Raw genomic sequence first — 9,901 nt, forward strand, 5'->3', positions numbered from 1 at the left:
GTAATTTTAATGGAAATCTCATCAATGTCATGGTCTTATTTTGGGGGGAAAGGTCAACAACTATCAAACACTTTCAAATAATCAATTAAGCTACTTGAAGACTGAACTGAGTTTATTTGAATATCTAAATTACGTCCTAGGTTATTAGCAGCATTAATGATATCACTTTTACATTTAATTATTTCAAGATAATTCTTACTGTACTCTTTTACAAAGGAAAAAGCATTTTGCTATTTTGCATTTTCTCCTCATGAGAGTCATTCATATGTGTTGTTATTACTGAGCCTAAAATTCCTAAAAAGCCTCCTACAACAACAAGGATAGCATCTTTCATTAATTCACAGTTGCGCTTTATTTTTGGCATTTTACCCTACACTTTTCTAATATTTTTAAACATCTTTTTAACAAAGCAATCTGCTGCTTTTGAATGCATGGGTCATTGCTAAAAGCATCACATTCTTTAGTAATATAAATATTATTATTAGAAATTTTGATAGCCTCATCCTTATTTAATATTTTATTTTTTTGTAAATAAACATTAAATAATTCAACAAAATGACCTTCTTTAGAAGACTGATAAGATCTAGTAAGCTCGATTAAGGGTTGTCTACATTTCTCATAATCATTCTCACACAATCTCTTACAGTCAGAACTTCCAGAATAACTATCTGAAAAAATTAAAAATTGAAGAAAAAGAGAGATTATTACACTCATGATTTTTCTAATAGATATTTTTTCCATTTTTTTCTCCAAAACTTTAGTGGCTAAAAAAATCTAAGACTGACCAGCAATACTTTTATGCTATCAGTATTAAAGCAATTATGGAAAAATGAATTGAGAACTTCCAGCTAGTGACAAAAGTGACAATGGTGATGTCTATAAAAACTTTATTTTTATTCAAACCTGACCTGAGCGAAACAAATAATCAATAAGATTATTATTTATTCGATCTATTTTACCCCCTCAAAGTTTATAAATGCAACTTGAGCTTATCTTAATCAATTATGGCCAAAATAAAAAAGAGGGGAATAGATTTTTCTGTTCAAATGTAATGCACTAATAATAAGAATAACAACCAAGCAAAGAGCGTATAGGAATGTTTAGAGGAACGTTTTATATTTTTACTTCATTAAAAAATGCATTTTATTGGCATAACTCCTTGATTTTACTACTGCCGCTGATGTGAATCGAACACACGACCTTTTGATTACGAATCAACTGCTCTACCGACTGAGCTACAGCGGCGTATGAAAAAGTATACTTAAGTTAGGTGATGATGCAACTTCTCTATGATTGATTAATCATATCGGAACGAATTAAATCAATTATTTTTTTACAAAAAAACAGACAATTATATTCTTTTTTATCAGCTTAATCTTCAATTAATTCTCAAACTGAGGCTTGCCCTGTAATAATTTTCATTAATTTAGTAAAAAAATATTCAAATAGTTGAAAAATGTTTTATAATGTCGTCCGGATAAATTTTTTATATCCATTTAACAAAAAATATAGTGTAAATAGAAAAAATTTAGTTTTAAATTATTAAAGATGAATATAACATAGCGTCACCCAAAAATATGACAACTTGTGAGTAACAAACAGTCCGTGAAAAAGAGCAAGATGGAAATAGATAAACCCATAAAAGACAGTGGTTATAGCCGAAGATTGAAAGACCGCCATGTGCAGCTTATTGCCTTGGGGGGAATTATCGGCTCGGGTTATTTTTTAGGCACAGGGGAAGTAATCAACCTTGTTGGCCCTGCTGTGTTTCTAGCCTACATATTAGGCGGGTTGATCATTTTTTTAACCATGCTTTGCATGGGTGAACTTGCAGTAGCAATTCCTATCTCTGGTTCCTTTGTAACCTACACCGCTGATTTTATTTCTCCGTCAGTTGCATGTGGCGTAGGATGGTCCTATTGGATCAGTTGGGTGGCATACATCCCTGCCGAATGTGTCGCAGGGGGAATAATCATGGAGATGTTTACCGGAGTAAATGGTTATGTATGGGCTGTTTGCTTTGGTTTTCTTATTACATACATCAATCTTGCCAAAGTAGACACTTTTGGTGAAATCGAATTTTGGCTTGCTTTAATCAAGATCTTAGCGTTGTTTGGCTTTGTTATTTTAGCCGTTTTAATTTTCTTTGGTCTAATCCAAGGCCCTGAATCTAATGGATTTATTGGTTCTAAGTACATCTTTGGTGATGGAGGACTTCTTCCTAATGGTACGATGTCCTTATTGACGGCTATGGTTCTTTTATTGGTTAACTATCAAGGTTCTGAAATCATTGGTCTTGCTGCTGGAGAATCAGAAAATCCGGCACGAATGATCCCGCACGCAATTCGAAATGTGACGTTTAGGATTCTTTTCATCTATATTATTCCAGTGTTTTGTTTGGTATTAATTTTTCCTTGGCAAAAAGCCGGACTATCCAACTCAGTATTTGCTGATGCTTTGAACTATTACAATCTAAAATGGGCAGGGGCTGTAACGAGCTTTGTAACCCTAAGTGCTACTTTATCTTGCGCTAACTCTGGATTTTACGGCACGGTACGTGCGTTAAATGCTTTAGCACGTGATGGCATGGCACCACACACTTTTGCTAAATTCAATCACAACTCAGTACCTCAAAATGCAATCATCGCAACCCTAATTACCATCTGGATACTTTTAGGTGTAGGTTACTTTTTTGGGCAAACACAACTTTATATCGCTCTGCTTTTAGTGTCTGGATTTACGGGTACATTAGCATGGATTTCTTTATGCACATCACAAATTCGTTTTAGAAATAGACTATATCAAGCTGGGTATACTACAGCGAATCTTCGCTATGTGACGCCCTATTCACCCTATACCGGGATTTTAGCCATTATACTCATGTGTATTGCCTTGTTTTTCTTGGTATTAAATAAAGACCCCACCTATAAGCTTGCTTTTTATATAGGCATGGTTAGCTTTATCATTCCCATAATAATCTATAAGGTTTTTGATTTATCGAAGAAAAGGAAAAAAGCGCTTCATCTGAAAACTCGCGTTAAGTTTCAGGACCTCTTTCCACCAGTTTAATAGTAGTATGTAGCCTGGGTGAAGCGCAGCGTAACCCAGGATTATAAGAAGCATGAACAAGCTCTCTATCCCGGGTTACGCTGTGCTTCACCCAGGCTACATGTTTATATCTCTACAAATGCCATTGATCTGAAATTAATGCAACTTTTCCCCATTGGGAACTTTAAGATCAGTTGTTATGAGACAGATGGCGCCATTAGCATCAGAGAATCCAACTAATAAAAATTGAGAAGTGAAGCCCGCGATATTTTTTTCGCCTAAGTTGACACATCCAACCACGGAACGGCCTAATAATGTTTCTGGCGTATAATGTACAGTAACTTGAGCTGAGGTTTGCAATATACCGATATCCTGACCAAAATCCACCCAAACTTTATAGGCAGGTTTCTTTGCTCGAGGAAACTCTTCAACCTTAACCACTGTACCGGATCGCAACTCTATTTTGGCAAAATCATCATAAGTAACAATCATCTTGAAAAACCTCTTCTTCAATAAATGAGTACAATGAAACACAACTAAACCCATAAGCCAATTAGGATATGGGCACAGCACTCGTTGTATTTAATTCAGGAACTAAACTTTTCAATAAAATGAATAACTCATCATCCTGATTTTCCTCACATGCTGAATGTAACAAGCGCATTGTTTGGATTAATTCTTCCCAATTAAGCTCGCGGAATTTCGCCTTGAATAATTTTTCATGTTCTGTTGAAGCCAATTGTTCTGATTCATGAAACAATTCTTCATATAATTTTTCTCCTGGGCGTAGTCCTGTATATTCGATCATAATGTCTTTTCCAGGCTCTTTCCCAGCCAAGCGAATCATTTGCTCTGCTAAATAACTGATTTTAACAGGCTCTCCCATATCCAAAACAAAAATTTCTCCGCCTTTTCCATTAACCATAGCTTGTAAAATTAGCTGACTTGCTTCGGGTATTGTCATAAAGTACCGCTGCATGTCTGGATGCGTTACTTTGATCGGACCACCGCTTTGTAATTGCTTTTGAAATAATGGAACCACACTTCCAGCTGAGCCTAAAACATTTCCAAAGCGAACCGTAATGAATTGAGTCTGAGTCCTACCGTCTAAGTTCTGACAATAAATCTCAGCCACACGCTTGGTAGTCCCCATAATGTTGGTTGGATTGACTGCTTTATCAGTTGAAATCAGAATAAATTTTCCGACATTAACAGACACACTCGCTTTCGCAACAATTTGAGTTCCGAGTACATTATTCATAACCGCGATACGAATTTGATTCTGTAAAAGAGGAACATGCTTATAAGCAGCAGCATGAAATACAATTTCTGGTTGAAAATTCACAAAAAAATGATTGATTGCGACTTCATCAGTAACACTCATCAATATGAATTCCATAGGAATATCTGGAAAACTTTGCGTTAATTCAAGTTCAATTTGATACAGATTGAATTCACTGTTTTCGATGATTGCCAGACACTTGGGCTTAAGAGCTAAAATCTGTCGACACAGCTCCGATCCAATTGATCCGCCCCCACCAGTAACCAATACTCGTTTGCCAGCAATACCAGCCGTTAACTTATCCCATTGCAAGCTAACTTGGTCTCTCCCTAACAAATCTTCTATATTAACCGGTCTTAGCGCGTTGACCTCCACTCGTCCAGAAGCTAAAGCATTAAGACTTGGAAGTGTTCTAAATGGAGTTTTGCTTTCTTCACAACACGTTACAATGCGTCGCATAACAGACGAACTGGCTGATGGAATAGCAATAAAGATCAAATCAATCGTATAATCATTGACGCGTTTAGCAATTTGACTCGTAGTACCTAAAACAGGTACTCCATGAACGTCCAAACCACGTTTTGCTAGGTTATCATCAATAAAACCCACAGGAGTGTATTGCTTGGAGCGTTTTAAATCACGTGCAAGGCTCTCGCCAGCCATACCTGCTCCGATGATAAGTACTCGTTTTATTTCAGTTGTTTTATTACCACTCGCTTGCTTATCCCAATAAATTCTTCGAAACATTCTACAGCTACAAAGAATAGTTGTTAAAATCAGGCAATATAAGGGAAATACAGAGCGGGGAACTTCGTGAAGTATGGACACCACATATAAAAGAGGAATTCCTAACACGGTCGCCGTCAATGTCGCCTTTAAAATTCGCACTACATCGTTTAATGAAAAAAAGCGCCACAAGCCACGATATGTTTTAAAATAAAAAAAACAAACCATTTGAATTGCGGTTAATAGAGTTAAAGCAATAATCGGATGAGTCGAACTCAACATTTTAGGAAAGGGTTGCATATTATATCGCAACCAATATGCAGCAAACCATGCTACGGGAATAGCAAATAAATCACACAAAAGAACAGGTAGTTTTTTATACAATTTTTGAAAAAATACTGACATCTTTTGTATCATACGAGAGTCCTTCACCCATTTTTTATTACTATAGGAATAGTACACTATATTTTGCGTATATCACACAAAAAAGCATAACAACTGGAAAACCTTAGCCTAAAACTACCTAATTTCTGATGGAAAAATAAATGGCTTTTCATAGACCTCATAGCGATAAGTCGAATCGATATTGTTACTTATAAAAGTTGTACTTAATTTATAGTTATATTTATCCAACATTGTTTTCAAACACGCATCACTTGGCGTGTAGATTACCTTTCCTTGTTTAATCAGCGAGGTTAAAATGATAATTTTTGGCTTTTCCTGCCAAATTTCTTCACAAAAGTGCTTATACATCTGCTGCGTAGGGTAGTGGGCCATTGCTAAATTATTGAGGCAATATGAATCAATAAAATTCAAATCACTGGCATAAGGAATCAACCCGCTATCCGCTAAAACCACCCAATCTCTGCTAGAAGCATGGCTATTTAACCAACCCACTACCCTACTGCGCAACAGCTCACCCTTAACTGGGTTTTGGCTAAAATAGCGATAATCTGCCAAGCTCATTTTGGGAATTAAAAGAAATAGAATGGTCAACGTGCCTAAATAAAAAAATAATGCAAAAATAGAATCTCTTTTTTGTCGGAGCACATACCCTAATATGTTAATTCCTTGAACAACCAAAGGAAGAAGTAAAGCAAAAGCAGGTAAAAAAAGTCGATTTTCAAAAGCGACAACAGGATCAGAATCAAGCAACAGAATAAGATAGATAAGACTGGGTAACCATAAAAAATAATGCCGTTTATCTTTTGCCTTAACACAAGCCGGCAAAGCTAAAAGCGCTAAAGGCCAAATCAATTTGAAATAATGAAGCCCCAAAGAAAAGGTAAATGTTTTGGATAATCCTTTGCAATACACTGAATTGGGGAACAGGAATCCAAAATAAATCAGGCGCCAAAAAAAATAAGGCCCATAGAATACTACAAGCGTGACACAAAAAAGCAAAATCCCATATCGATAGCGTTTTATCTCTTTCTGAGGTCTGTCCCAACACATTAAAATAAAAAACAAAATCATAAATGCAGGAGCCTCTGGTCGCGTCATTCCTGCAAGTGTGAGCAAAGCCCCAGCACATATAAAATACGTATTTACTGCAGCCCCTCGTGGATTAGGAAAAAAACGGTATCCCATTCCTCTAAAACAACAATATACGGCGCCACACAGAAGTGCTTCGTATACCGTTGTTTCCAAACCACTGGTTGCCCATATAATTTGTCCTTTATAGAGTAGCAGTCCAACACAAGGCAAAAGTGATTCACGCTGAGAAAACCAAAAACGACTAATTAAGTAAATAAAAAAACAGGTAATAAGAAGGCCAAAAAATCCTGCCATTTTTAAAACAACAACGGGATTACCATTAAAGAGAAGCGTTAAAGCCCCTAGGGCAACAAAGCTAAAATTAGAATAACCCTCCACTGGAGGTGCATCTAAATTCCACAAAATCCCCTCTCCAGCCGCCCAATGTTTGGCATAACGCAGTGAGATATACATATCATCAATGGTCAACGGCCAGATCGCTTGTACTTGCAAAACAAGTAGATAGAAAAACAATAAAATCAGAATGCCATCATACCAGCGAAACCCAGGTTTCATTGAGCTAAAGCCATAAAGGTCAAGACGACAAAACACCAAATATTAATTCGTGACAGCCGATCACTTAGAAAAACAATTACTGGATCATCATTTTCGATATCTCGCATTGCCAACCAAGCGAAACGCCACAATGCAATTGCTGCAAAAGGTACTGTGAGCATAAAATAAAATGACTCATCTTGCGCGTAAATAATATAGAAAACATAAGTAATGAAACTGCTAAAACCAATCACTACAATCAACCAATGAAGTGCTAAAGGATTATATTTCTTCAATACCTTGCGCGTAGCATGTTTTAATCCTAACTGCATTTCCATTCGTCGTTTATTTAAAGCAATAAAGAGGCTAAGTAAGGTTGCGGCAACAATTAACCAAGTAGAAATAGATAAACCAATGCCTAAAGTTCCCGCCAATACTCGCAGCATAAATCCCGCAGCAATACAAAGCACATCGACAATAGGGATGAGTTTGAATACATGGTTATATGCGACATTAATCACTAAGTATATGCAGAGAATAATAGCCAGGTTCTTAGAAATCAACCATCCCAAAGTAAGGCCTGTGAGTAACAATAAAAACAGCATAAAAATCGCTTCAGATACAGAAACTTTCTCACTAGCTAAAGGCCTATGTCGCTTATGGGGATGTAAACTGTCTTCGTCTCTATCTTCAATATCATTATATATATAAACAGCACTCGCAATCAGACAAAAAGCTAAAGAAGCAAGGAGCGCAGGTATAAAATATCCAGGCGTAGGTGTATAGCAAAATCCCAACATCACGAAGGCTGCTTTGGCCCAGTGAGACACTCGCAGAAGCAGAAATAAATGTTTCAGTCTTTCCATGAAGCTCACATTCCTCACATCATTCATCAATTCATTCACCTTATCTGTTCCCATAAAAATGCAGCCTGGGTGAAGTAAAGCATAGTCCTGAAACGTTGCATCTGCCAGAACCAAAGTTATGACCTCGCCTCATCCAAGTTACACCACTATGTACTACCCACAACATACAATAACTCTCGTCATTAAGTTAAAAGTATCACAATCCTGAAAAAATGCATCATTTCAACAGGTTAATCGCTAAATATAGTAAAAACCTTCAACATATTGAAACAATTTAGTAAAAAATAATCAAATAACATTGCATTTATACAATTACGAAGTAAGATAAAATATACAAAAAAGGAATTTCACGTGATTCACGTAAAAAAATATGCCAATGGACGGGGGATATTATGCACTTTATTCTTGCACCTAAATGTATTGCAAAATTTGATCATGTACGTTCAGATTACGAAAAAGAACGCAAAGTAGATTTAAATGCAAAACCTTCAATCATAGGGACACCTGTTTTTTTTGGAGGAACTGATGTTGTCAGTCGTAACAAGCAAATTTCATTTTTAGAAAAAGTAAAAGCCGTACTTAAAGTACACTTACTCCACGAAGAAGACATCAAAACACCATACCAGCGACAAGCGTATATTATTGCAGAACGTTTTATGATTGCAGCATGCCTGCATGTGCAATCTCAAATTGGTAGTTCAAAACGAAACTCCGCTTTATACCGAATCATTGAAGACAATTTGGGGGTCACTGCTGAAAATTACATGGACGATGAGGACAAAGAAACTTGTTATTTGACCGCTGAGCGGCTTCTTAAGACACCGCATGCATTTGATCATGCTAATGTGGCATTAGAGAAAGATGGTCGTAAACCATTTACTGAAAAGGAGTGGAAGCTGTTTGCAGAGTTTTTAAAAGAGATGTGCCATAAAAAGGAAGCTAAAGATCAGATTAATAACTTTCCTGTTATTTCATTCACACAACCTTTATTTGGCGCAGCTTTTACCTATGTAGGAGCAACCGTTGGGGTGGTATTAGCAGAGGGAGTAAGTAACTCGACCACAGCAATATCTCCTAGAGTCCAATTAACTGCTCTAGTAGGCAGTACGTTATTAATTTTTAGTCCTGCTGGCACAACCGGAGTCGCCCTTTTCGCACCGGTCATTGCAACAAGACTTCTCACTTCATTCTGTACAATCAGCTTGGCACATCTTATGGGAACAGCAGCGGGATATTTAGGTCAAGGTGTAGGTATCGGTGTGGGTTTCCCTTTCGATGCCGCATACAATTTACTTTGGTCTGTTTGTTCCTTAATAAGTAATTATTACAGTAAAACACCTGTACTTGCTCCGATCGATGGAATACGTATTGCTGATGGAGCACCAATAATTGCTGGCATACCGATTCAGTTAGTTCCAGAGAATACCTTACCTGACGGATGTACTAAAAAAATTCTTGAAATAACAGAGGCAGGTGAAATACGCATTGAAGGAGAAGAAGTGCAAAAACCCCAAAAACCAATGCAAATTCCTGCAGAAGTGATTGAGGAATTAAAGAAGCAACTGGCAACACGTACAAAAGATCATGAAGGTGAAGCTCGCATTGAAATTGACGACGAAGTAGCAGTAAAGACACCCCAAAAACCTATACAAGTTTCTATAGAAGTAATTGAAGAATTAAAGAAACAACAGGCAGCACGTACAAAAAATCACGAATCAGCTGATTCAGCCCCAAAGCAAGATAATCCTGAGGCAGAACAAGTTGAAAGTGGCGCACTAACAATATAGAACCATTGTCTTGGAAAAAGCAGTGTGTCGCATGTGTAGGCTGGGCTGTTAAGCCCAGCGTTTGCTGAATTATTGCTATATGCTGGACTTAGCAGTGTATAGACCGGGGACATCCCTGACATATGTTCGGGGACATAGTTGACACTTTACAATGGCATATT

At 37.0% G+C, this 9,901-nt stretch carries 8 protein-coding genes and 1 tRNA gene; 2 read left to right on the top strand and 7 right to left on the bottom strand.

The genetic code is table 11. The features are described 5' to 3' along the window. Positions 1-208 precede the first annotated feature (208 nt). The 3 genes from BGO44_RS10740 to BGO44_RS10750 form a co-directional block, all read right to left on the bottom strand. On the bottom strand, positions 209-364 hold the full coding sequence (locus BGO44_RS10740) for a hypothetical protein (RefSeq protein ID WP_273197065.1): 156 nt from the start codon (positions 362-364) through the stop codon (positions 209-211). Beyond that, the gene (locus BGO44_RS10745) at positions 352-741 is read right to left on the bottom strand and encodes a hypothetical protein (protein ID WP_273197062.1); all 390 of its coding nucleotides are present in this window, start codon (positions 739-741) and stop codon (positions 352-354) included. Before BGO44_RS10745 ends, BGO44_RS10740 begins: the two co-directional genes overlap by 13 nt. 431 nt (positions 742-1,172) lie before the next feature. Next, positions 1,173-1,245: transfer RNA gene (locus BGO44_RS10750), tRNA-Thr, on the bottom strand. 375 nt (positions 1,246-1,620) lie between these two features. Here BGO44_RS10750 and BGO44_RS10755 point away from each other — a divergent pair. Continuing rightward, a complete protein-coding gene (locus BGO44_RS10755) occupies positions 1,621-3,069 on the top strand; it encodes an amino acid permease (protein ID WP_157070782.1) in 1,449 nt (482 codons plus the stop codon). A gap of 135 nt (positions 3,070-3,204) precedes the next feature. On the opposite strand, the gene BGO44_RS10760 is transcribed toward BGO44_RS10755, so the two are convergent. The 4 genes from BGO44_RS10760 to BGO44_RS10775 form a co-directional block, all read right to left on the bottom strand. Further along, positions 3,205-3,540: a tRNA-binding protein gene (locus BGO44_RS10760; RefSeq protein WP_058512184.1), complete on the bottom strand. Its 336-nt coding sequence runs from the start codon at positions 3,538-3,540 to the stop codon at positions 3,205-3,207. Positions 3,541-3,601: 61 nt separating this feature from the next. After that, entirely contained in the window at positions 3,602-5,473 is a 1,872-nt protein-coding gene (locus tag BGO44_RS10765; protein WP_273197058.1) for a polysaccharide biosynthesis protein, read from the bottom strand. A gap of 102 nt (positions 5,474-5,575) precedes the next feature. Then, positions 5,576-7,108: a DUF8728 domain-containing protein gene (locus tag BGO44_RS10770; RefSeq protein ID WP_273197056.1), complete on the bottom strand. Its 1,533-nt coding sequence runs from the start codon at positions 7,106-7,108 to the stop codon at positions 5,576-5,578. Continuing rightward, positions 7,105-7,992, bottom strand: coding sequence for a decaprenyl-phosphate phosphoribosyltransferase (locus BGO44_RS10775; RefSeq protein WP_273197067.1), 888 nt, complete (start codon positions 7,990-7,992; stop codon positions 7,105-7,107). Before BGO44_RS10775 ends, BGO44_RS10770 begins: the two co-directional genes overlap by 4 nt. Positions 7,993-8,345: 353 nt before the next feature. Between BGO44_RS10775 and BGO44_RS10780 the strand changes: the two genes are divergently transcribed. Beyond that, entirely contained in the window at positions 8,346-9,740 is a 1,395-nt protein-coding gene (locus BGO44_RS10780; protein WP_083504006.1) for a hypothetical protein, read from the top strand. The last annotated feature ends 161 nt before the right edge of the window (positions 9,741-9,901 follow it).

This window comes from Legionella sp. 39-23 (assembly GCF_001897665.1).
In the GTDB taxonomy this organism is placed as follows: domain Bacteria; phylum Pseudomonadota; class Gammaproteobacteria; order Legionellales; family Legionellaceae; genus Legionella; species Legionella steelei.